This window comes from Micromonospora sp. DT178, assembly GCF_049841695.1.
In the GTDB taxonomy this organism is placed as follows: domain Bacteria; phylum Actinomycetota; class Actinomycetes; order Mycobacteriales; family Micromonosporaceae; genus Micromonospora.
Genome location: NZ_JBNCKV010000003.1, coordinates 149,067 through 171,895 on the forward strand (window position 1 = coordinate 149,067; position 22,829 = coordinate 171,895).

Genomic DNA, 22,829 nt, shown 5'->3' on the forward strand with positions numbered 1-22,829 from the left:
CGTCAGGAGAAGAGGCCGCGGCGCTGGAGCGACTGGCGGATCCAGCCGTCGAGCTGGGGGGTGAAGTCGGTGCGCTCGGCGGTGGCGTGGTCGACGGTGAAGCGGCCGAAGGCGTCCCGGCCCTCGGTGAACACACCGCCGCGCTTGTCCAGCTCCAGCACCACCTGGATCTGCTGGGGGTCGGTGACGAGGGTGACCTCCAGCTGGTTGATCGCCCCGGCGTACTGCGGGGCCGGGTAGAACTCGATCTCCTGGTAGAACGGCAGGCTCTGCCGCACGCCGTAGATGTGGCCCCGCTCCACGTCGGCCCGGGCGAACCGGAAGCCCAGCCGCAGGAACGCCTCCAGGATCTTCTGCTGGGACGGCAGCGGGTGCACCGCCACCGCGTCCAGGTCGCCCTTGTCGACCGCGCGGGCCACCTCCAGCTCCGTACGCAGCCCCATCGTCATCCCGTGCAGGTGCTGCCCGTACAGCTCGGTGAGCGGCGTCTCCCACGGCACGGCGAAGCGGAACGGGACGTCGTGGCGCTGCCCCGGGTCGAGCCGGAACGCGCCGGTCGCGGCCTGCCGGTGGAACTCCTGCGTGGTCTCGTAGTCGTTGTCGCCGCTCTCGACCTCGACCCGGGTGACCAGGCCCAGGGCGACGTACGACACGTCGACGGGGTGGTCGCCGCCGGCCACGTGGATGACGCCCTCCAGCTGGCCGCCGGGGCGGCAGTTCGGATTCGTCAGCACGGTTTCCACGGACGGGCCACCCACACCCATCGCCTGCATGAGCCGCTTGAAGACCACGACACCCTCCACAACCTGTTCGGTACGCCGACGTCGCCGGCGGGCCGGCCGTGCGGGCCGACCGCTGGCACGGTAACCGCCTGCGGCAACCAGCGCTCGGCAACGAGTCGGCCACGCTGAGCAGGGCATCGACGGAATTCGTGTCGGGTCCCCGATCGCCTCACTCCCGTTTCACGCCCCGCCCGCCAAGCTGTGTGTCACACCGGCACCACTGGGCCGGATCCAACGGCACAGACGTGGACACGGGGAGAAACTGAGATGGCCCTGCAGATGACGGAGCACCGGACGCGCCCGGCCGGCACCACCGAGGCCGCGAACGCCACCGACACCCTGACCGACCTCGACGCCACCGACGAGCGCGGCGTCTCCACGGACCTGGTCCGGGCATACCTGAACGGGATCGGCCGGACGAAGCTGCTGACCGCCGCCCAGGAGGTCGACCTCGCCAAGCGGATCGAGGCCGGCCTGTTCGCCGAGGAGAAACTGGCGACCTGCACCCCCGTCTCGACGGAGCTGCGGGCCGACCTGGAGCTGATCGTCGCGCAGGGCCGCGCCGCGAAGGACCACCTGCTGGAGGCGAACCTGCGCCTGGTCGTGAGCATCGCCAAGCGGTACACCGGTCGCGGCATGGCCTTCCTCGACCTGATCCAGGAGGGCAACCTCGGCCTGATCCGCGCGGTCGAGAAGTTCGACTACGCCAAGGGCTACAAGTTCTCCACGTACGCCACCTGGTGGATCCGACAGGCGATCACCCGGGCCATGGCCGACCAGGCCCGCACCATCCGCATCCCGGTGCACATGGTCGAGCAGGTCAACCGCATGGTCCGGGCCCGCCGCGAGCTCTCCGTCTCGCTGGGCCGCGAGCCCACCGTCGCCGAGGTCGCCCGGGCCATGGACATCCCGGAGTTCCAGGTCATCGAGCTGATCTCGTACGACCGGGAGCCGGTGAGCCTCGACCAGGCGGTCGGTGAGGACGGCGAGAGCGCGCTCGGCGACTTCGTCGCCGCCGTCGACCCGAGCGCCGAGCCGGGCGACGCCGCCGCGCAGGGCGAGCTGCGCAACGAGGTGAGCATCGTGCTCTCCACCCTCTCCCAGCGGGAGCAGGCCGTGATCCGGCTCCGCTTCGGCCTCGACGACGGCCGGCAGCGCACCCTCGACGAGGTCGGTCGGGAGTTCGGCCTGTCCCGGGAGCGGATCCGGCAGATCGAGAAGGTGACCCTGCTGAAGCTGCGTGACCCGGAGCGGGCGCAGCGCCTGGAGGCGTACGCCTGCTGACCTTTCCTGGACACGCGGGGCCCCGGCGGTTCGCCGGGGCCCCGCGTCCGTCCGGGCCGTGGTCCTTGACCCGGGGCGCCCGACGGGCTACCAACGGGTGTGAACTGGACCCTGGAAGTGGTGATCGTGCCGGTCTCCGACGTGGACCGGGCCAAGTCGTTCTACGCCGACCAGCTCGGCTTCGTCGTCGACCACGACACGGTGATCAACGACGACGCGCGGATCGTGCAGCTGACCCCGCCCGGCTCCGGCTGCTCGATCGTGATCGGCAAGGGTGTGGTGCCGGACATGCCGCCCGGCTCCCTCAAGGGCCTCCAGCTGGTCGTGCCCGACCTGCGCCGGGCGCGGGCGGAGCTGGTCGGGCGCGGCGTCGACGTCAGCGAGATCCAGGTGGTCGGCGAGAATCCTCGCCCGGTGCCGGACCCGCTGGACAACGTCGGCTTCGTCCACTTCGCCGACCCCGACGGCAACGCCTGGGCCGTGCAGCAGATCTCCGACCGGGCCTGACCGCTCCGCGGCCGGGAGGGTGCCTCCGCCGGCCGTGCGGAGGGTGGCCTTCTCACAGCCGGCGGGGGCCGGTGTCGGGGCGGGCCGCGGCGGAACCGACCCGGACGGTGGCGTGCAGCACCGAGATGCCGTCGGGGCGGGCGAGCACCGGGTTGAGGGTCAGCGCGCGGACCCGGGGCTGCTCGTCGGCGAGCCGGCCGACCCGCAGCAGCAGGTCCGCCAGGGCCGCCCGGTCCACCGGCGCCGCGCCCCGGTGCCCGCGCAGCAGCGGCGCCGCCCGGGGCTCGTCGACCAGCTCGGCCGCGTCCAGGTCGGTCAGCGGCACCGCCCGCCAGGCCCGGTCGCCGAGCAGCTCGGTGGCGACGCCGCCGAGCCCGAAGCCGACCACCGGGCCGAACGCCGGGTCCTCCACCAGCTCGACCACGCAGGCCACCCCGGGTGGGACCATCGGCTGCACCAGAACGTCCGCGCCGAAGACCGCCGACAACTCCGCGTACGCGCGGTGGACCGCGGCCGCGTCGGGCAGGTCGAGCCGGACCGCGCCGAGGTCGAGCCGGTGCCGCAGGCCGGGGGCGGCGGCCTTGAGGGCCACCGGGAGACCCAGCCGGGTCGCCGCGTCGACGGCCTCCGCGGCGGAGCGCGCCGGCACCGACTCGACCACGTCGATGCCGTACGCCGCGAGCAGTCCCGCCTGGTCGAGGGCCTCCGGGCGCAGGGCGGCGTGCGCCGCCTCCCGGTCCACCCGGGGCAGCTCCGGCGGCACCCCGGCGGGCCGGCGCAGCCAGTCGGCGTACGCGGTGACCCGGGCGAGGGCGCGGACGGCCTCCTCCACGCTCGGATAGGCGGGCACCCCGGCGGGCGTCCGGCCGGCCAGGAACGTCGCCACGGCCGGCTTGCCGGCGGCGAACGCGCTCGGCAGCGCGGTGGTGAAGTCCGCCTCCGTGTCGGCGAGCTGGCCGGGCAGCGGCGGGGCGAACACCACCACCAGCGCGTCCACCTCGTCGTCGGCGCCCGTCCCGGCGAGCGCGGCGGCGAACTCGGCCGCGCCGCCGCGCGGGCCGACGTCGCGCGGGTAGCCGCGGGCGACGGTGAGTCCCTGCGCGACGCAGGCGGTGGCCGCCAGCCCGGTCAGCGCCGACGAGTTGCCAACCACGCCGACCCGCGGCCCGGCCGGCAGCGGCTGGTGGGCCAGCAGCACCCCGACGTCGAGCAGTTCGGCGACGGTGTCCACCCGGATCACGCCCGAGTGGGCGAACAGCGCGGCGACCGCCACCTCGTCCGGGCCGGCGGAGTCGCCCACCCCCGGCGGGCGGGCCGGCGAGGCCAGCGCCACGACGGGCTTGTCCCGGCCGATCCGGCGGGCCAGCCGGGCGAACTTGCGCGGGTTGCCGAAGGTCTCCAGGTACAACATGATCACGTCGGTGCCGGGGTCGTCCTGCCAGTACTGGAGCAGGTCGTTGCCGGAGACGTCGGCCCGGTTGCCCGCCGAGACGAAGCTGGACAGGCCCAGCCCGCGCCGGTCGGCCTCGGCCAGCAGCGCCACCCCGAACGCGCCGGACTGGCTGAAGATGCCCACCCGGCCCGGCACCGGCAGCCGTGGGGCGAGGGTGGCGTTGAGGCGTACCGCCGGGTCGGTGTTCGCCACCCCCAGGCAGTTCGGGCCGACCACCCGCATGCCCGCCGCGTGCGCCGCGCGGACCAGCGCCCGCTGCGCGGCCGCGCCCTCGCCGCCGGCCTCGGCGAAGCCCGCCGAGATGACCACCAGGCCGTGCGCGCCCGCGGCGGCCGCGTCGGCGACCACCTCCGTCACCGCCGCCGGCGGGACCGCCACCACGGCCAGGTCGACCGGCACGCCGGCGTCGACCGCCGAGGAGTACGCGCACAGCCCCGCCACCGTCGCCGCGCTCGGGTGCACCGGGACCACCGCACCGGGGTAGCCACCGTCGCGCAGGTGACCGAGCACCGCTGCGCCGACACCCTGCCCGGAGGCGCTGGCGCCGTAGAGGGCGACGCCGCGCGGGGCGAGCAGCCGGGCGATGGAGCGGGCCTCGGTGCGGTGCTCCCGGCCGCGCTGCACCTCCAGCGTGGCGTCGGTGGGGGCGATCGGGAAGGTCAGGTGCACCACGCCGTCGGCGAACTGCCGCTGGACCTGGTAGCCGAAGTCGGAGAAGACCCGCAGCATCGTGCCGTTGGCCGGGAGCACCTCCGCCACGAAGTTGGCGATGTCGTTGCGGCGGGCCGCGTCGGCCAGGTGCTCCAGCAGCACCGAGCCGATGCCCCGGCCCTGGTAGGCGTCCTCGACGACGAACGCCACCTCGGCCTCGGGCGCCTGCGGGCCGAGCCGCTCGTAGCGGCCGACGGCGACGATCCGGTCGCCGACCAGCACCACGAACGCCTCCCGGTCGCGGTGGTCGACGTTGACGAAGCGTTGCAGGTCCCGCTCGGGGATACGCGGGTACGGCGAGAAGTAGCGCAGGTAACGGGTGCGCTCGGAGAAGCGCGAGTGCATCGCCACGATGCCCGGCGCGTCCGACGGACGGATCGGGCGCAGCTGCACGGTGGTGCCGTCGCTGAGCAGCACGTCCACCGGTTGTTCCACCGTGGTCACCTGTGCGGTCCCCTCCGCCCGCCGGATCAGTCGCGCGGGTCGTGCGGGTCGAGCCCGAACAGCGGGAAGGCGGTCTTGCGGGCCGCCGCGATCGCCCGGTCCACGGCACTCGGCTCGCCGGTCGGCTGCCACGGCTCGTACGCCGGGTCGACGTCGTCGGTCATCCGCAGCGGGATCTGCCGGCCCGGCCGGCGCGCGGCGGCCAGCTCCCGCCACGCCGGCGGGGTCAGCGTCGCCGGGTCGATCGGCTCCCCGGCCGCCACCGCGAGCAGGTGCGTCCAGGCCCGGGGCACCACCTCGACCAGCGCGTACCCGCCGCCGCCGGTGGCCACCCAGCGGCCCTCGCAGAGCTCGTCGGCGAGCGCCCGCAGGGCCAGGTAGGTGGCGCGCTGCCCGTCCACGGAGAGGTTCAGGTCGGCGAGCGGGTCGAGCCGGTGCCCGTCGGCGCCGCACTGGGTCACCAGCACCTGCGGCCGGAACGCGCGCAGCACCGACGGCACGACCGCGTGGAAGGCCCGCTGCCAGCCGGCGTCGTTCACCCCGGGCGGCAGCGGGACGTTGACGGCGCTGCCCTCGGCGCCCGGCCCGCCCGTCTCGTCGGGGAAGCCGGTGCCCGGGAAGAGCGCCAGCGGCGTCTCGTGCACGCTGACCGTCAGCACCCGGGGGTCGTTCCAGAAGACCTGCTGCACCCCGTCGCCGTGGTGCACGTCCACGTCCACGTACGCGACCCGCTCGGCGCCCAGGTCGAGCAGGCGGGCGATGGCCACCGCGGGGTCGTTGTAGACGCAGAACCCGGCGGCGCGGGCCGGCATGGCGTGGTGCAGGCCGCCGGCCACGTTGACCGCCCGCCGGGCCTCGCCCCGCCAGACCGCCTCGGCCGCCGCCACCGTGGCGCCGGCCACCAGCGCGCTCGACTCGTGCATGCCGTCGAAGACCGGGTTGTCGGAGGTGCCCAGCCCGAAGCCGGCGAAGAGCGGATCGCGGGGGGCGGCCCGCACCGCGGCCAGGTAGCGCGGGTCGTGCACCCGGCTCAGCAGCGCGTCGTCGGCCGGCTCCGGCTTCACCAGCCGCACCCCGGGACGCGCCAGGACACCCAGCTCCCGGGCGAGGGCGAAGGTCAGCTCCACCCGTACCGGGTCGAGGGGATGGTCCCCCATGTCGTAGGCGAGCAGCGACTCGTCCCACACCACCACCGTGTCGTCGGACATTGCCCCATCGTCGCACGCGCACCCCGGCACGCCCACGCACGCGCTGCTCAGCCGCCGGGTGTCGCCCGGTACCCGTTCCCGCTCAGCCGCCGGGTGTCGCCCGGTACCCCTTCCCGCCCGGCCGCCGGTCCACGTTCCCCGCTCAGCCGGCCGGGGTCGGCCCGCTGGCCACCGGGCGGGCCGGGTCCGCGACCCAGTTGCTCCACGAGCCGACGTAGAGGGCGGCGTCCGGGCGGCCGGCCAGGTGCAGCGCGAACACGGCCTGCGCGGCGGTCACCCCCGACCCGCAGTACGCCCCGACGGGACGTTCGTCACCCACCCCCGCGGCGGCGAAGCGCTCGCGCAGCGCCTCGGCGGCGGGGAACCGGCCCTCGGCGACGTACTCGCCGGCGGGCAGGTTCACCGCTCCGGGGACGTGGCCCGCGACCGGGTCGATCGGCTCGGTCTCGCCCCGGTAGCGGGGCGCGGCGCGCACGTCGAGCAGGACACCCTCGCCGCCCGCGGCCAGCCGGGCCGCCTCCCCCGCGTCGAGCACCGGCAGCGCGCCGGGGCGCACCTCGACGTCGCCCGGTGGCGGGTCCGGCGCCGTCGTGCTGGTGGGCAGCCCGGCCGCCAGCCACGCCGGGAAGCCGCCGTGCAGCAGCCGTACCGGCCGGTGGCCCGCCCAGCGCAGGGTCCACCAGGCGCGGGCGGCGGCCATGCCGTCGCCGCCGTCGTACACCACGACGGGATGACCGGCGCGCACGCCGGCGGCCCGCAGCGCGGCCCGGAGCGCGACGGGGTCGGGCAGCGGGTGCCGGCCGGCGGGGCCGGGCGGCCCGCAGAGCGCGGTGTCCAGGTCGACGAAGACCGCGCCGGGCAGGTGGCCGGCGGCGTAGTCGTCCCGGCCGGGCGGGCCGGCGAGCCGCCAGCGGACGTCGAGCAGCGTCGGCGGGTCGGCCTGGCCGAGTTCGACCGCGAGCCGCTCGGCCTCCACCAACAGATCCTCGGTTGCGGACATGGCGTCCAGTCAACACCATCCCGGCACCGACCTGGCGGTTCGCCGTGGGTCGTTCGGTGAACGCCGAGGTAGCATCGTTGGCCGGAGGTCCGCTGACGTGAAGCATGATCTGGTCGACACGACCGAGATGTACCTCAAGACCATCCTCGAGCTGGAGGAGGAGGGGGTGCCGCCCCTGCGTGCCCGCATCGCCGAGCGGTTGGGGCAGAGCGGGCCGACCGTCAGCCAGACCGTCGCCCGGATGGAGCGCGACGGCCTGTTGACCGTCGAGGGTGACCGCCACCTGGCGCTCACCGCGCACGGCCGCAGCAACGCGGTCTCCGTGATGCGCAAGCACCGGCTCGCCGAGCTGCTGCTGGTCAACGTCATCGGGATGCCCTACGAGGAGGCCCACGAGGAGGCCTGCCGCTGGGAGCACGTGATGAGCGACGCCGTCGAGAAGCGGGTCTACGACCTGCTCAACCGGCCGACCCGCTCCCCCTACGGCAACCCGATCCCGGGGCTGGAGGAGCTGGGCAAGCCGGAGCAGACGGCCGCCGCCCCTATCGAGGGCGAGCGCAACCTGGCGTTCCCCGGGCTGTCGGGGCCGGTCGTGGTGCGACGCATCTGCGAGAGCGTGCAGACCGACTCGGACGTCCTGCGGCAGCTGCACGCCGCCGGCGTGGACCCGGGCGCGACCGTGCTGGTGGCGCAGGAGCGCGACGGGGTCTCGATCGACCGCTCTGGCGAGCGGATCAGGCTGCCCCGCGAGATCGCCTCCCGCGTCTTCGTCGCCGCCCACTGACCCGCCAGCCCTCGCGTGCGGGCGGGGTCAGACGGCGCGGGTGTCGAGCTGTCGGGCCAGGGCGACCAGGGCGGTGGTGAGCTTCTCGGCCTCGGCCCTGTCGGCGTCGCGCGGGGTGGCGTAGCGCAAGGTGGCGAGGCGTCCCTCGGCGGCCAGCCAGCCCACCTCGGCGACCGGGCCGAGGGCGCCCTTGGCCGAGGTGGTCCGCCGGTACGCCCGCTGGCCGAGCCCGGAGACCTTGGCCGCCTTCTCCGGCACCACGTCCGAGGTGAAGCTCGCCGCGTCGATCGACGTCCGGGTGACGGTCAGCGTCAACTCCGGCAGGGCCTCGCGACCGGCGCGCACCACGCAGGTGTGGCTGTCGCCCGTCGCGCTGGCCGCCGCGACGTCGAAGCGGACGCCCGCGTGCTGCTCGATAACGCCGAAGTCCAGCAGCCGGCACGCCCCGCCGGAGGATGCGGCGGCCACGTCGACCGTGACCGGCGCGGGCGGCGGTACGGCCACCGGTTCCGCCTCCCCGCCACACCCCGTCACCAGCAGCAGGGTCACCCCGGCGCCCACCATTCGCCCGCGCACGATCACTCCTCCGCTGTCTCACCCCGACGTGCCCGCCGGACACCGTATGGCCCGCCAGAGCCACTTGTGAAGACCGAAGGAGCACAGGGGTCCGACATTGGGCGAGGACGCGGCGCGAACCACGCCTTCACCGGCAGAGGCAACAAGCCCCGCCCTGCTGGCCGCGATCACCGGCCGCCTGCCGGCGGCGAGCAGCGCGTACACCGATACCGAACGGCCGCAGCGGCTACCGTGGCACCCGCACGAGCTGTGCGGACCCACTGGTGTCGACGGCCCGAGCACGGTGCGGCTCTCGGCAGTCGTGACCGCCGAGAGCCGGGACCGGGTGAGGGCTCAGGCGACCGGACGCATCCGGCCCCAGTGCCACCAGGGGATGGAGAAGCCGAGTTGGTCGGCCCAGCCGAAGAACTTCTCGCTGCGCGGGTAGTACGTGCCGTACCAGAACAACGGCACCCACTCGGTGTCCCGCGCCCACACCTTCTGGAGCTCCCGGTAGTGCTCACGACGCTCGGCGCGTGTCCCGGCGTTGCGCGCGGCCAGGTAGGCGGCGTCCACGTCGGCGTTGCGGTGCATGCACATGTTGTTCTGCCCGCCGGTGGAGTACTTCGTCGCCGTGATCTCCGGGTCCGGCGCCATCGAGCCGCCGACGATGATCAGGTCGAAGTCGTGCTGGTCGCGGACCTGCCGCGCCCAGTCCACCGAGGACAAACCGGCGAAGGTCGTCTCGAACCCGACCGCGCCCAACTGGCGGCTGATCATCTCAGCGATCGGCTTGTGACCGTGGAACGTGTCCATGTAGAACATGGACAGCCGGCCCCGGACACCCGAGGAGTCTGCGGTGACACCCGCCTCGTCCAGCAGCGTGCGGGCCCGCTCCGGGTCGAAACGGGGGGCCTTGGCGTCGGCGTCGAACGCCCATGATGAGCCGATCAGGTAGTGGTCCCAGGCCTGGGACACCCCGGGGTCGCCCAGTTCGGCGATCTCGTCCCGGTTCACCGCGTGCGCGATGGCTTCCCGTACCCGCTGGTTCTGCCACAGCTCGCGCCCGTGGTTGAAGTCCAGCAACGCCATGCCGGGGCCCCGCCGCTTGAGGACCTCGATCCCGGGCACGCCCTCCACCAGGCCCAGCCGGTCCCGGGTGACGGTGTCCTGCGGCGCGAAGTGGGCCTCGCCCCGGGCGATCATCCGGGCGCACTCGTCGCGGTCCGCGACGATCTTCAGGATGATCCGGTCGATCTCCGGCTGCGGACCCCAGTGGTTCTTCACCGCCTCCAGAATGATGTGCTCACCCGGAATCCACTCGGCCAGTCGGAACGGCCCCGAACCCACCGGGTCCAGGTTGTGCGGGTTCGTCGCCCAGTCCGTTCCCTCGTACAGGTGCCGGGGCAGGATGTGCGCGAAGATGAAATTCCCCAGGAGCACGAGGAATCCGGCGTTCGGGGTGTGCAGGTGGTAGTCGACGGTGTGGTCGTCGACCGCGACGATCGTCTCCACGTCCCGCAGGAACATCCCACCCTGGTAGCCCATCTTCTTGGCGTGCAGATGGGTGTAGACGATGTCGTGCGCGGTCAGCGGGGTGCCGTCCTGCCAGCGGGCGGCCTTGTTGAGGTGGAAGCGCCAGCGACGCGACCCGTCCAACTGCTCCCAGTGGGTCGCCAGATCCGGGAACGGGTTCACCTCGTACCACTCGTTCAGCACGACGCGGTTGTAGATGTTGTTGCAAGCCAGATAGCCGGCGCTGCCTGTCACGTTCCGGTATACGTCATTGAACTCCACCGCGTCGTGCGGAGTAGCCACCACGAAATCTACGGACATGCGTGCCTCTCTGTTCTGTTGTTCGGTGACGGCTACAGGGCGTCGCCGTGCGGGCACGGCGGCAGGCCGTCGGTCTCCGTCGGCCACCGGCGTTGCAGCATTCGCGGCTTGGCCCGCTCGATCCGGGGGTCCGGCACCGGCACCGCGGCCAGGAGTTCCCGGGTGTACGGGTGCGCCGGCTCGCCGATCACCTGTCCGGTCGGGCCGAGCTCGACGAGCTGACCGCCGTACATCACCCCCACCCGGTGGGAGATGTCGGCAACCACGGCAAGGTCGTGGGCCACGAACAGGTAGGAGACCTGCCGTTCCCGCTGCAACTCCTTGAGCAGGCTCAACACCTCCGCCTGGACCGACACGTCCAGCGCCGACACCGGCTCGTCGAGCACGATCAGCTTCGGATTCAGGGCCAGTGCGCGGGCGATGGCGATGCGCTGACGCTGGCCGCCGGAGAACTCGTGCGGGAACTTCCGCAGGCTGGCGGCGGGCAGGCGTACCTGGTCGAGGAGCGTCCGGGCCCGCGCGCCGTCCACCGGCAGCCGGTGGATCCGCATCGGCTCCGCGAGCAGGTCCGCCACCGTCATCCGAGGATCCAACGAGGTGTACGGGTCCTGGAACACCACCGAGATCTCCTGCTGCAACGCGCGGGCGGTGGCGCCCTTGCGCTGGGAGACATCCTGGCCCAGGAACAGCACCTGACCCGAGGTCGGCTGCTGCAACCCGAGGATGGTCCGCAGCAGCGTGGTCTTACCCGACCCCGATTCCCCGACGATGCCGAGCGTCTCCGCCGGGCCGACCGAGAACGAGGCGGAGCAGAGGGCGTGCACGATGGCCTGCCCGCGTCGTCGGGCCGCCCGGGGAGCCCGGAAGTGCTTCACCAGGTCCGTGACCCGCAACAGCTCGGCGGACCCGCCGATGGGCGTCTGCGCGCTCATTGCCCCTCCCCCGCCTGACTGGTGATCCGGGGTGCCAACGACAGCAGCTTCCTGGTGTAGTCCGACTCCGGGTTGTCGAAGATGGCGAAGACGTCCCGCTGCTCGACGATCTCGCCCTGGTACATCACGGCGACACGGTCCGCGATGCCGGCGACGAGGGCCAGGTCGTGGGTGATGAAGAGCATCGCCGCGCCGGTACGTTCCCGGGCCAACGCCAGCGTCGCCATCACCTGGGCCTGCACGGTGACGTCCAGGGCAGTGGTCGGCTCGTCGGCGATGATGAGATCCGGATCGTGCACCATGGCCAACGCGATCGCGATCCGTTGGCGCATTCCGCCGGAAAGCTGGTGCGGATACTGGTCGAGCCGAGCCTCCGCGTCCTTGATCGCCACGCTCTCCATCAGCTCGATCGCGCGCCGTCGCGCCTCGGCCCGTTTGACCGTGCCGGCCAGTGCCATCGAGTCCGCGAACTGGGCACCGATGGTGAGCACCGGGTTGAGGGTGGTCGACGGGTCCTGGAGGATCATCGCGATCCGCCGACCCCGGTATTCGCGCCACTGCGCGAAGCTCAGGCCACTGAGCTCGGCGCCGTCGAAGTTGATCGACCCGCTGCCCACCGCGTTGCTGGGCAGCAGCCCCACCACGGACAGCGCGGTGAGTGACTTTCCGGACCCGGACTCACCGACGAGGGCCACCACCTCACCCGGCCTGACCTCCAGGTTGACGGCGTCCACCGCGATGTGTCCACCGAACCGTACGGAGAGGTCCGACACCTTGAGCAGCGGCTTCTGCGATGGTGCCGGATCGCCGGACACCGGATGCGGCTTGCGCCTGCGCAGCCGGCGAGGTGTCGCCAGCGGGTTGGTGGGCGAGGACTTCGGGTTGAAGGCGTCCCGCAACCCCTCCCCGACGTAGTTGACCGACAGCACGATCGTGACGATCAGCAGACCCGGGAAGTAGAACAGCCACGGGCGGGTCAGCACCGCCGACTGTGCGTTGGCGACCAGCAGACCCAGGGAGGTGTCCGGGGGCTGCACACCGAATCCGAGGAAGGACAGGCTGCTCTCGGCGAGGATGGCCACGCCGAACATGAGCGTTCCCGACACCACGATGTGGTCTGACGCGTTGGGCACCAGGTGCCGGAACATGATGCGGATCGGACTCGCCCCCATCACCCGGGCCGCGTCGATGAAGGCCAACTCGCGCATTCCGAGCACGACACCTCGGACGAGGCGGGCGACCGACGTCCACATCAGCGCGCCGAGGACCATGGCCAGGCCGAGCCAGGAGACTCCCTTACCCGCGACGAGCGAGCCCAGGAACGCGGCGAGCGCGATGGTGGGCAGGGTGAGCACGAGGTCGACCGTGCGCATCACGGCCGCGTCGACGAACCGTCCGAAGTAGCCGGCCGCGACACCCATGACGACGCCGATGACACAGGCGATGATCGTGACCGAGCCCGCGATGAGCAGCGACTGCTGCATGCCCCGCAGCACCAGCGCGAACAGGTCACGGCCCAGGGTGTCCGTGCCCATCGGGTGTTGCAGGGACGGGGACTGCGACAGTTCGGGGGTGATGTCGGTGTGGTCGTAGGGCCACAGCGGCGGCACGATGACCGCCGCGAGGATGACGATGAGCAGGACGGCGAGTGCACCCATGCCCACCTTGTGCCGGACGAACCGTCGGAAGGTGACGGCCATCTTCGACGTCCCGGCCGTTGGCGCGAGATCGTTGGCCAGCTCAGGACTTTGCATAGCGCACCCGAGGATCCACAAGGCCGTACAGGATGTCGGCGATCAGGTTGAATACGACCACTGCGGTGGCGGCGATGAGCAACCACGCGAGTACGGCGTTGGTGTCGCGGATCGCGATCGACTCCAGCAGGAAGCCGCCCATTCCGCGCCACTGGAAGACCGTCTCGGTGATCACCGCGCCGGAGAAGACGACCGGAAGGTCCAACGCGACGATGGTCACGATCGGGATGAGCGCGGGACGGACCACGTACGACCTGACGATCCGGCCTCGGCTGAGGCCCTTGAGCACGGCGAACCGGACGTGGTCACCGGCCAGTCCCTCGGCGACCGCCGCACGTTGGTAGCGGCTCCAGGTCGCGAAGTGGACCAGGGCCAGCACCAGCGTCGGCAGGATCAGGTGCCCGGCGATGTCCGCGATCCGGGCGCCCATCGCCTCCGGTTGTGGCACGGAGACCGCACCCACCGTGTAGAAGAGCTGATAGCCGGTCGCGTCGTTGAGCCCGATCGCCCACTGCTTGAACAGCACGGCCAGCCAGAACGACGGCAGCGCGAGGAGCACGAACGCGGTGGGAGTCATGATCAGGTCCGGCCAGCGGCGCTGGTGCAGTGCCGAGACCGTGCCGGCGATCAGGGAGAGGACGAGTGCGAGCACGATGGCCAGCACCACGAGCCGCAGCGTGACACCGACCCGGGTGCCCAACTCGGCCCCGATGTCCCGGGTCGCGATGGTCGACGGGCCGAAGTCACCGGTGAGCACCCCGCCGAGCCAGTTCAGGTAGCGCACGGGGAGAGGCTTGTTCAGCCCCAGACGCTCTTCCTCAGCGGTGATCACCGACTCCGGGACCGGCGGCTGCCGGTCCCGGAGCTCAGCCAACGGGTCTCCCGAGACCGAGATCACAGTGAAGATCACGACGGAGGCGAGCAGCAACACCAGGACGGCGCTGGCGAGCCGTCTAAGGATCAGCCGAAGCATGGCTTCGCTCCTCCTTCCCTCGGGAAGATCTGCATGTTGGGTACCGGGTCCCTAGACGGCGCGGATTCTGCCCCAGTGCCACCACGGCACCGAGTAGCCGACCTGGTCGGACCAGCCGAAGAAGTCCCGGCTCCGGGCGAAGTAGGTGCCGTACCAGAACAGCGGCACCCACTCGGTGTCCCGGGCCCAGATCTCCTGAAGCCGGCGGTAGTGCTCACCACGCTCGGCGAGCGTGCCCGCGGTGCGCGCGGCCAGGTAGGCGGCGTCCACGTCGGGGTTGCGGTGCTGGGCCATGTTGTTCTCGCCCCCGGTGGAGTACTTCGGGGCGGTGATCTCCGGGTCCGGTGCCATCGAGCCACCGACGATGATCAGGTCGAAGTCGTGCTCGCGGCCGACTCGACGTGCCCAGTCCACCGACGAAAGGCCCTCGAAGTCCACCTCGAAGCCGATCGCGCCCAGCTGGCGTTTGATCAGCTCGGCCAGCGGCTTGTGGCCATGGAAGCTGTCCATGTAGAACAGTGACAACCGGGCCCGTACGCCGGAGGCGTCGGCCTTCATGCCCGCCTCGTCCAGCAGCGTCCGCGCGCGATCCGCGTCATGGGCCGGCGCCTTGGCGTCCGGGTTGAACGACCACTCCACCGAACCGAGCAGGTAGTGGTCCCAGGCCTGGGACACCCCGGGGTCACCGAGTTCGGCGATCTCCGCCCGGTTCACCGCGTGGGCGACCGCTTCCCGTACCCGCTTGTCCTGCCAGATCTCGCGGCCGTGGTTGAAGTCCAGCAGCGCCATGCCCGGCCCCGGGTCCTTCAGCAGCTCGATGTTGGCCGTGGCCCCGTCGAGCAGGTGCAGCCGGTCCTTGGTCAGGGTGTCCTGCGGGAAGTAGTGCGCCTCACCCCGGGCGACCATCCGGACGCACTCGTCGCGGTCCTCGACGATCTTCAGGATCAGCCGGTCGATCTCCGGCTGCGGGCCCCAGTGGTCCTTGACCGCTTCCATGATGACGTGCTCGCCCGGAATCCACTCCGCCAGTCGGAACGGACCGGAGCCCACCGGCTTGAGGTTGTGCGGGTTCGTGGCCCAGTCGGTTCCCTCGTACAGGTGCCGGGGCAGGATGTGGGTGAAGATGAAATTGCCCAGCAGGACGAGGAATCCGGCGTTGGCGGTGTGCAGGTGGTAGTCGACGGTGTGGTCGTTGACCGCCACGATCGTCTCGACATCCTTCATGAACCGCCCGCCGGTGTAGCCCATCTCCTTGGCGTGGAGGTGGGTGTACACGACGTCGTGCGCGGTCAGGGGCGTGCCGTCCTGCCACCGGGCGGCCTTGTTGAGGTGGAAGCGCCACCGGCGCGACCCGTCCAACTGCTCCCAGTGCGTCGCCAGATCGGGGAACGGGTTGATGTCATACCACTCGTTGAGCACAACCCGGTTGTAGATGTTGTTGCAGGCGATGTAGCCGGCACTTGCGGTGGTGTTGCGGTAGACGTCGTTGAACTCAATCGCGTCGTGTGGGGTCGCCACCACAAAGTCGATCGTCATCCGGTTCCTCTCTCGCGGAGCGGAGAACTACTTACGAAGTCCCCACTGCTCGATGTTCATCGTGGTTCCGTACTTGCTGGGATTGATGAAGATGTTGCCGAACTTGCTGGGATACGCGGCCATCTGCGGACTGGCGAACAGCGGCAGCACCACACCGTCGGACATGAGCGTCCGGTCGATCTCATTCATCAGATCGATCTGCTTCTGCGGGTCCAGCTCCGTCGCGGCTGCCGCGAAGAGTCGATCCGCCTCCGGCGACGAGTAGCCGAACGAGCGGGCGGCCTTGGTGCCGTACCACTGCTGGAGGGAGAGCGAGCCCAGGTCGAGGGCGGTGCCGGTGGCCATGATGTCGAAGCTGCCCGCCCGCAGCGCGGGAGAGTAGCGGGCGCCGTCGGCGGCGTCGATGGTCACGGTGATGCCCAGCGGCTTGAGCTGCGACTGGGTGATCTGCGCGAGTTCCATGCGAAGGACATCGGTGGACAGGGTCAGCATCTTCAGGTCACGCAGCGGCTTGCCGTCCGGGAGGATCAGCTTGCCGTCGGTGATCTTGTATCCAGCCTTCTGAAGGATGTCGAGAGCAGCCTTGGTGTCGCCCTTGCCGATGTTGAGCTCATCGGTGTTCTCGCGGTAGGCGGGGATGCCACCCACCTTCTGCCCGGGCACGTACACACTGCTCTTCGAGGTCGGCTGATCCGGGGCGAACTGGCCCACGGTGCGCTTGCGCATGTCGTCCAGGTTGAGCCCGGTGGAAATGGCCTTGCGTAGCGCCGGGTCGCTCATCACGTCGCCGGTGGTCTTCATGCCGAGGTGGAAGTAGGTGAGCGTCGAACCGAGCAGGACGGTCATGTTGTTCATGGCCTTCACCTGGTTGACGGTGTCGACCGTCGGGTTCTGGTACGCGAGGTCGATCTCACCGTTCTGCAGCGCGGTGATCTGTGCGCCCTGACCGGCGATGTAACGGGTGTTGATGGTGTCCAGGTGCGCCGGCTCGCCGTACCACTTGGGGTTCTTGACCATCGTCATCGAAACGCCGTCCTGGTATTCCTTCACCAGGTACGGGCCGCCCGAGAACTTCGGCACGTTCTTGCCGAAACCGTCGTTGAACGAGGTCGCCAGGTTCCCGTACGACGCGGCCACGTGCGCCGGCAGGATGTAGTTGAACAGCGCCTGCCACTGGGCGAACGGCTGCGAGTAGGTCATCGTCACCGTCTTGCCGTCCGCGCTGGTGTCGACGGACGTGATCAGCGAGTAGCCCTCGGTGAAGGCGGCCTTGCACTCGGCGCACTTCTTCGGGTCCTGCACGGCCTGCGTGTACTCGAAGTCCTTGCCGGTGATGGGTGTGCCATCGGACCAGACGGCCTTCGGTTGGATCTTGTATTCGACCTTCATCGGGTCGGTGCTGACCACCTCTGCCGATTCCAGGAGTGCCTTGTTGAGCACCACGGTGGTGTCCGGGTTGGTCAGGAACGGGTGTGGATAGAACGGCCACTGCTGCTGGCGCTGTCCGGTGGTGTCACCGGCGGCCGACAGCGGGTTCCAGTCCACGGGGGCGCTGGCAGCGGCGATGGTGAGCGTCCCGCCGTCCGTGACCTCGGTCGAAGAGGTCGGAGCGTTGGGCTTGTCGTCGGCGATCTTGGTGCAGCCGGCCATCCCGGCGAGCGCGGCAAGCGCGACAACGGCCACGAGGCGTCGAGAGGTTTTCACTGGCACACGTCCTCTGAGCTGAGTGAGTGGTATGCGGCTTTCGCTGAATGCGACGCGACTCAGGCGGCGGCTGCCAGGGTGGCTGGACTCCGCAGCAAGAACCCCGAAGTGCGAGGTCAACGCACATGAAGCTAAGTTCGGGTTATGTTCTGGTCAACAGAGAAATGTCCATGGACATATTAGCCGGCGGGTTGCTTGACCAGCCACGACGTGTTCCTCGGCTGACTCCGACCCGCCCCTGCCCCCGGAAGGACCCACAGCGGGCGAGTGCTCCGCCCCGGTCCGACCCCCACCTGAGGCACTACAGTCAGCACCGGCATGCCCTTTCGCCCGAATCGCTTCCGGCACACACCGTCATCAGAGGACACAAACCGTGACACCACCGGCGCCGCTGGACAGCGAGGAATGCCTGCGGCTCATTCAGTCACAGCTCACGCTGCGTACGGCCAACGCGCTGGCTCGCGCGATCATCGACATGATCGCCTCGGGCGCACTGCCGGCACAGTCCCAGCTGCCCACGGTGCGGGATCTGGCGACCCAGTTGGGGATGAGCCGATCGGCCGTGGCGCAGGCATGGAAGACCCTCAGCTTGCGGTACGTGATCGAGACCCGGCGTCGGGGTGGCACCTTCGTCCTGGGGCCACCGCAACCCCCACGGGCCCGACGGTTCGACAGCATGGTCCGCACCTCGTCAACGATGCCGATCGACCTGGGAAACCTGCGCAGCGACGACCTGACGCCGCCGGATCTGGCCCCGGCTCTCGAGTACGCGCTCAGCAGCCGCGCCCTGCACAACACCTTTGCCGATCCCATCACGCCCGAACTGGCGGCATCCGTCCGGCCGTACTGGCCGTCCGAGACCAGTCACTTCCTTGCCACTCACGGCCCCATTGATGCCCTCGAACTGGCGCTCACCTCGGTGGCTCGCCCCGGCGACCGGGTGATCATCGAGTCGCCCAGCCAGGCGCGGGTGCTCGACATCCTTGAGTCCATCGGCGCCACCGCCGTCCCGATCCGGTACCGGCCGAACGGCCCCGACCTGGACCAGTTGCGGGTGGCGTTGATCAGTAAGCCGGTCGCGATGATCTACCAGCCGAATGGGAGCGCCCCCTCGGGCCGGACCGTGGACGACAACTGGATCGAGGCTGCTGCGGCGTTGCTCCGCGACGAGTCGTTTCCGATCTTTGAGCTGTCACTGACTCCGCTGATGCGGTCTCGACAGCGATCCCTGGCGAACCACCTGCCGAGCCGGGTCGTCCACATGCAGAGTTACAACTTCTTCTTCGGCGCCGACCTGCGCGTCGCCGTGGTCGGCGGCGGCCCGGAATACATCGAGATGATGTGGATGCGGCTCACCTACTCATCGCGATGGGTCAGTCGGATTCTCCAGCTCGCGTTGGCATTCCAATTGACCGACGCCAGAGCGAAACGCCACACGAGTAAATTCGTCATCGAGTGCAGGCGGCGACATGCCGCATTCAGCCAGGCCCTCGCCAGCTACGGGTTCGACGTTGAGACGACTGACGGACCGCACATCTGGCTGCCCGTTCCCGACGAGCATTCGGTCTGTACACGACTCAGCCGGCACGGCGTCGTCGTACACCCCGGCAGCTTCTTCGAAGCGGAACCGGTCCTGCAGCAGCACGTGCACATAAACGGCACCGCACTGGGCCGCGACATGGACCCCACGGCCCGGTTGATCGCCGAGGCGTGTCAGTTACCCGCGAAGGTCGGCGAGATCTCCTCAGTCTCGATCCACCGGTGAGTGTCGGGTTGTCGGTGGATCAGCTTGCCGTTCTGCCGTGTCAGTCGTCGACGTACGGGCAGTGCCGGCAGCCGCGACCGCAGCAGGTGCCGCGCCGGGCCAGGAAACCCGCGCTGAGCACGAAGAGGCCACTGGTCGGGTCAAGGTAGCCGGCCTCGCCGGCGGTCAGGGCTGCGGCGTGCGCGGCCAGGATCCGCTCCCGTTCCGGGTGCTCCGGCGGCAGCCGGGACGGGTGGGGCTCGGTCAGCGGCCGGTCCGCCAGCGGTCGCCGCTCTCCGGTCACCGGCGCAGTCTAGCCACGCGTTCGTCGCCCCTGTTCCAGGCCGGTCGACGCGTCGGCACGGACCGGCTCGGGGGCCGGGAGGACACGCCGCGCCTCCCGTCCGCCGCCACCGGCGCCGCACCGGCCGTACGCCGCGTGCCGTTGGCAGCATCGGCGGCTCGCAGACGGTACCGCCCGGGGTCGGATAACCGGTGGCGTCGGTCCGGGCGGGGCCGGCAGGCTGACCCGATGGACCATCGCCGGGCCGGGCGCCCGCGACGCGCGTCAACCCCCGGGGCGTCGCCGACCTCAGCACGGCCTTCGCCGACGCGGGCCGGGGAGCCGACGTGACGCAGCAGGCGACCACGCCCGTCGGGGGTGCCGACCCGAAACGGCCCTCGCTGCTGCGCAGCCGCAACTTCGGGCTGCTCCTGGCCGGGCAGACGGTCAGCGAACTGGGCACCCGGGTCTCCAACGTGGCGGTGCCGCTGCTCGCCGTCGGCACGCTCGACGCCAGCGTCTTCCAGGTCGCGCTGCTGACCGCGCTCGCCTGGGTGCCGTACCTGATCTTCTCGCTGCCGGCCGGGATCCTCGCCGACCGGCTCGACCAACGGCGGCTGATGGTCGTCTGCGACCTGGGTCGGGCGGCGCTGCTGCTGTCGGTGCCGGTGGTCGCCCTGGCCGGTCGGCTCACCCTCGGCTTCCTGTACGCGGTGGTCGGGCTCTCCGGCGTGCTCACCGTCATGTTCACGGTGGCCTACAAGAGCATGCTGCCGAGGCTGGTGCCGCCGGACCGCCTCGTGGACGCCAACGCGAAGCTCACCGTCGGCCAGGACTCCGCCGAACTCGTCGGCCCGACGATCGGCGGCGTGCTGGTCGGGCTGGTCGGCGCCGCGAGGACGTTCGTCGTCACCGCCGTCGCCTTCGCCGTCAGCGGGTTGACCCTGCTGCTGATCCGGGAGGCGCCGGCCGAGCCCGCGCCACGCCGCGAGCGGGCGCCGCTGCGGGTGGAGATGACCGAGGGGCTGGGCTTCATCCGCCGCCAGCCGATCCTGCGCAGCATCCTCGCCTGCACCACCACCTCGAACTTCTTCGTCATGGCGTCCGGCTCGATCGAGGTGGTCTTCCTCCTTCAGGAGCTGCACGCGCCGCCGGCGCTGGTCGGGCTGGTCTTCTCGGTCAGCGCCGTGGGCGGCCTCGTCGTCGGCGCGTTCGCCGGTCGGTTGACCGCGTGGCTCGGCTCGGCCCGGGTGATCTGGGTGGCGATGGCCGCCCCGGGCCCGCTCTACCTGCTGATGCCCCTGGCGCAGCCCGGCTGGGGGGTGCTGCTCTACGGCATCGGCATGGCCGCGTTCTCCGCCAACGCGGTGCTCTACAACGTGGCCGCCATGACGTACCGGCAGCGGATCACCCCGCCCGCCCTGCTCGGCCGGGTGAACGCGGCGTTCCTCTGGGTCTGCTTCGGCGTGATCCCGTTGGGCGCGCTCACCGGCGGCACGCTCGCCAGCCAGCTCGGGCTGCGGCCGGCGCTGTGGATCTGCGTGCTCGGCACGTGGAGCGCCTCGCTCTTCGTCGTCCTCTCCCCGCTGCGGCGGATGCGGGACATGCCGGCGACCTGACCGGCCGACGTCAGAACTGGCCCCCCGACGGGGCCCGTCGGCGGCCGACCAGGCCGCACGTCCCGGCCGGGTGACCCCGGGCACCGGGCCGGCCCCGTGCGCACGGAAGCACGTTGGCTTTCCGCTCCGCCCGGCCTATGGTGGCTGCATGTGTTCGACCGGTCAGCAGAACAGCACCGCCGTCGTGGTGACGGCGGCGCCCGCTGCTGCCTGCCGGTGTGCCCTGCGGGTGAACGTGGCGACCCGGGTGGTGCGATCCGCGGTCGCGCCGTCGTGCGCCGGCTCGGTCGCCTCCCGACTGCCGAGCCCCGCCGGACGTGGCCCTCCGTGAACCGGTTGCAACTCTTGCGAACGGCCACCAGGGCGAAGCTATCCAGCTTCGGCCCTTTTTCTTTTTCCCGAAGGAGCTACGCCATGACCACGCCCACCCAGTCCAGCGAGCAGAAGTGGCTCGACGACCTGCGTACGACACTGACCAACGACTTCGAGGCGCAGACCGTCCGGCTGACGCAGCTCACCGCCGACACCGGCGACCCGGGCGAGGCGCACACCCAGAGCGCGCTGATCGCCGCGACCCGTCGGAGCATCGAGCAGATCAGCGGGGCGCTGCGCCGCCTCGCCGAGGGCCGCTACGGCGTCTGCGAGCGCTGCTCCGCCGCGATCCCCAGGGAGCGCCTGGAGGTGCTGCCGCACGCCCGCTTCTGCGTGCCCTGCCAGCAGAAGCAGCACTGACGTACGCAGGGCTGCCGTGCCGGGGGACGGCACGGCAGCCCGTCGGGTCAGCCGAACCAGGTCATCGCCTGCCCGTGCGAGCGCGTCCAGGCGAGTGGCCGGCCGTCCAGCGCGAGCACGTTGTACAGCGCCTCGTCCGGCGGCTCCGGCAGCGCGTCGTGGGGCAGCACGTCCGGGGACTCGTTGGAGATCCAGTGGCCGGGCAGTCGGCGTACCACGTCGGCGAACGCCGCCCGGCGCGGTGCCGGCACCTGGTAGAGCACGGAGGTGTGGAACACCACCAGCGTCGCGCCCGCCGGCGCCCGCGCGGCCAGCGCGGGCAGGTCGTCCACCAGGTCGCCACGCACGAGCAGCGGTGGGTCGGACGCGGCGACGGCCGCGGCGGCCCGCAGCCGGGCGCGGCGGTGCGTGTGCTCCGGCCAGATGAGAGCGTCGAGCCAAGCGACGTCCGCCGGATCGGTCACCCGCAGCGGATTCAGGTCCAGGCCGGCCCGCCACACCACCTCCGGTAGCCGGTCCGGCGGGGCCAGGCCGGTGGCCGCGCATCCGAGGACCGGCTCGCCCGCGCCGAGCGCGTGGTCGCCGTAGCGGTAGGCGTACCGGTCGGGGTAGAGGCAGAGCCCGGCGGACGCGCCGACCTCCAGCAGCGCCAGCGGCTGCGGCAACGCGGCGAGCACCGGCAGCAGTACGGCACACCGCCCGGGCTCGTTCGTCTGGGTCGCGCGGGTGCGCAGTTCCGCCTCGATCGCCGGCCAGTTCGCCAGCGCGAAGTCGCGGAAGGCCGCCGGGTCGTCGACCGGCCCGCCGAGCAGCCGTACGACGCCGAACAGCAGGTTCGGCTGCCGCCGGGCCGGCGGTAGCGCGGCGAGGAGGGTCAGCAGCTCGTCGTCGCGGGAGACGGCGAGGGAGAGTCGCTCGTACGTCGGCGACACGCCGCGCGCCTCCCGGATGCCGAACTCGGCGTACGTCCCGGCGATAGTCATCTCCC

The 22,829-nt window shown here is 71.3% G+C and carries 19 protein-coding genes; 6 read left to right on the forward strand and 13 right to left on the reverse strand.

Annotation, left to right across the window (positions count from 1 at the left end):
• Positions 1-2: 2 nt before the first annotated feature.
• Positions 3-791, reverse strand: coding sequence for a sporulation protein (locus ACLQ22_RS07315; protein WP_425691788.1), 789 nt, complete (start codon positions 789-791; stop codon positions 3-5).
• A gap of 258 nt (positions 792-1,049) precedes the next feature.
• Between ACLQ22_RS07315 and sigB the strand changes: the two genes are divergently transcribed.
• A complete protein-coding gene (gene sigB / locus ACLQ22_RS07320) occupies positions 1,050-2,066 on the forward strand; it encodes an RNA polymerase sigma factor SigB (RefSeq protein ID WP_425691583.1) in 1,017 nt (338 codons plus the stop codon).
• A 99-nt stretch (positions 2,067-2,165) separates the two neighbouring features.
• Positions 2,166-2,573 (forward strand): VOC family protein, encoded by a 408-nt coding sequence (locus ACLQ22_RS07325; RefSeq protein ID WP_425691584.1) that lies wholly within the window; start codon positions 2,166-2,168, stop codon positions 2,571-2,573.
• A gap of 52 nt (positions 2,574-2,625) precedes the next feature.
• Here ACLQ22_RS07325 and ACLQ22_RS07330 read toward each other — a convergent pair whose 3' ends face one another.
• From ACLQ22_RS07330 to ACLQ22_RS07340, 3 genes are all read right to left on the reverse strand, one after another.
• Entirely contained in the window at positions 2,626-5,181 is a 2,556-nt protein-coding gene (locus ACLQ22_RS07330) for a GNAT family N-acetyltransferase (protein WP_425691585.1), read from the reverse strand.
• A 26-nt stretch (positions 5,182-5,207) separates the two neighbouring features.
• Positions 5,208-6,389 (reverse strand): acetoin utilization protein AcuC, encoded by a 1,182-nt coding sequence (locus ACLQ22_RS07335; RefSeq protein ID WP_425691586.1) that lies wholly within the window; start codon positions 6,387-6,389, stop codon positions 5,208-5,210.
• Between the two features lie 142 nt (positions 6,390-6,531).
• Positions 6,532-7,389 (reverse strand): sulfurtransferase, encoded by an 858-nt coding sequence (locus tag ACLQ22_RS07340; RefSeq protein WP_425691587.1) that lies wholly within the window; start codon positions 7,387-7,389, stop codon positions 6,532-6,534.
• Between the two features lie 97 nt (positions 7,390-7,486).
• On the opposite strand from ACLQ22_RS07340, the gene ACLQ22_RS07345 reads away from it, so the two are divergent.
• The gene (locus tag ACLQ22_RS07345) at positions 7,487-8,173 is read left to right on the forward strand and encodes a metal-dependent transcriptional regulator (RefSeq protein WP_366638573.1); all 687 of its coding nucleotides are present in this window, start codon (positions 7,487-7,489) and stop codon (positions 8,171-8,173) included.
• A gap of 27 nt (positions 8,174-8,200) precedes the next feature.
• On the opposite strand, the gene ACLQ22_RS07350 is transcribed toward ACLQ22_RS07345, so the two are convergent.
• The 7 genes from ACLQ22_RS07350 to ACLQ22_RS07380 all read right to left on the reverse strand — a co-directional run bounded on the left by ACLQ22_RS07350 (position 8,201) and on the right by ACLQ22_RS07380 (position 17,583).
• Positions 8,201-8,749, reverse strand: coding sequence for a hypothetical protein (locus tag ACLQ22_RS07350; protein WP_425691588.1), 549 nt, complete (start codon positions 8,747-8,749; stop codon positions 8,201-8,203).
• 333 nt (positions 8,750-9,082) lie between these two features.
• Positions 9,083-10,564, reverse strand: a complete 1,482-nt coding sequence (locus ACLQ22_RS07355; protein WP_425691589.1) for an ABC transporter substrate-binding protein — start codon at positions 10,562-10,564, stop codon at positions 9,083-9,085.
• A gap of 32 nt (positions 10,565-10,596) precedes the next feature.
• A complete protein-coding gene (locus ACLQ22_RS07360) occupies positions 10,597-11,496 on the reverse strand; it encodes an ATP-binding cassette domain-containing protein (protein ID WP_358116984.1) in 900 nt (299 codons plus the stop codon).
• Entirely contained in the window at positions 11,493-13,196 is a 1,704-nt protein-coding gene (locus ACLQ22_RS07365; RefSeq protein ID WP_425691590.1) for a dipeptide/oligopeptide/nickel ABC transporter permease/ATP-binding protein, read from the reverse strand. The genes ACLQ22_RS07360 and ACLQ22_RS07365 overlap by 4 nt, the downstream gene beginning before the upstream one ends.
• Before the next feature lie 40 nt (positions 13,197-13,236).
• Positions 13,237-14,223 carry an ABC transporter permease gene (locus tag ACLQ22_RS07370; RefSeq protein WP_425691591.1) on the reverse strand — a complete coding sequence of 329 codons (987 nt, stop codon included), beginning with the start codon at positions 14,221-14,223 and terminating at the stop codon, positions 13,237-13,239.
• 51 nt (positions 14,224-14,274) lie between these two features.
• Complete coding sequence (locus ACLQ22_RS07375) at positions 14,275-15,759, reverse strand: ABC transporter substrate-binding protein (RefSeq protein ID WP_425691592.1); 1,485 nt, start codon at positions 15,757-15,759, stop codon at positions 14,275-14,277.
• A 27-nt stretch (positions 15,760-15,786) separates the two neighbouring features.
• The gene (locus tag ACLQ22_RS07380) at positions 15,787-17,583 is read right to left on the reverse strand and encodes an ABC transporter family substrate-binding protein (protein ID WP_425691593.1); all 1,797 of its coding nucleotides are present in this window, start codon (positions 17,581-17,583) and stop codon (positions 15,787-15,789) included.
• A 253-nt stretch (positions 17,584-17,836) separates the two neighbouring features.
• Here ACLQ22_RS07380 and ACLQ22_RS07385 point away from each other — a divergent pair, with 253 nt between their 5' ends.
• Positions 17,837-19,228 carry an aminotransferase class I/II-fold pyridoxal phosphate-dependent enzyme gene (locus ACLQ22_RS07385; protein WP_425691594.1) on the forward strand — a complete coding sequence of 464 codons (1,392 nt, stop codon included), beginning with the start codon at positions 17,837-17,839 and terminating at the stop codon, positions 19,226-19,228.
• A gap of 40 nt (positions 19,229-19,268) precedes the next feature.
• Here ACLQ22_RS07385 and ACLQ22_RS07390 read toward each other — a convergent pair whose 3' ends face one another.
• Positions 19,269-19,511, reverse strand: coding sequence for a DUF5522 domain-containing protein (locus ACLQ22_RS07390; RefSeq protein WP_151452428.1), 243 nt, complete (start codon positions 19,509-19,511; stop codon positions 19,269-19,271).
• A 326-nt stretch (positions 19,512-19,837) separates the two neighbouring features.
• Here ACLQ22_RS07390 and ACLQ22_RS07395 point away from each other — a divergent pair, with 326 nt between their 5' ends.
• Both ACLQ22_RS07395 and ACLQ22_RS07400 read left to right on the forward strand, forming a co-directional pair.
• Positions 19,838-21,109, forward strand: coding sequence for an MFS transporter (locus tag ACLQ22_RS07395; protein WP_425691595.1), 1,272 nt, complete (start codon positions 19,838-19,840; stop codon positions 21,107-21,109).
• A 414-nt stretch (positions 21,110-21,523) separates the two neighbouring features.
• Entirely contained in the window at positions 21,524-21,841 is a 318-nt protein-coding gene (locus tag ACLQ22_RS07400; RefSeq protein WP_425691596.1) for a TraR/DksA family transcriptional regulator, read from the forward strand.
• 47 nt (positions 21,842-21,888) lie between these two features.
• On the opposite strand, the gene ACLQ22_RS07405 is transcribed toward ACLQ22_RS07400, so the two are convergent.
• The gene (locus tag ACLQ22_RS07405; RefSeq protein ID WP_425691597.1) at positions 21,889-22,824 is read right to left on the reverse strand and encodes a DUF2332 domain-containing protein; all 936 of its coding nucleotides are present in this window, start codon (positions 22,822-22,824) and stop codon (positions 21,889-21,891) included.
• Between the last annotated feature and the right edge of the window lie 5 nt (positions 22,825-22,829).